General features: G+C 58.6%; 1 pseudogene. It reads left to right on the top strand.

Annotated features, from left to right (window positions below):
- A pseudogene (locus AC0L3O_RS35565) lies at positions 1-324 on the top strand (zinc-binding dehydrogenase); the annotation flags it as partial.

Here is a 324-nt window from a genome sequence, read left to right on the forward strand (position 1 = left end):
GCTGTGGCCCGGTGGGGCAGATGGCAATCCGCAGCGCCATTCTTCTCGGTGCCAAGCAGGTCGTGGGCATAGATTGCTGCCCGAACGCCTTTCCATGGCCGGAGCGGGCGGCGCGATCACCATCAACTTCCTGGAGGAGAGCGTTGTTGAAAGGCTGAACGAGCTTACAGGCGGCAAGGGGCCAGATAAATGCATCGACGCCATCGGGATGGAAAGTCACGTGTCTTTTCGTCAACCAGACACCGTTTATGACCGCGCGAAGCAGATGATGCTGATGGAGAGCGATCGGCCCCACGTGCTGCGTGAAATGATCTATGTCTGCAG

Source organism: Mesorhizobium sp. WSM4810, assembly GCF_055811235.1.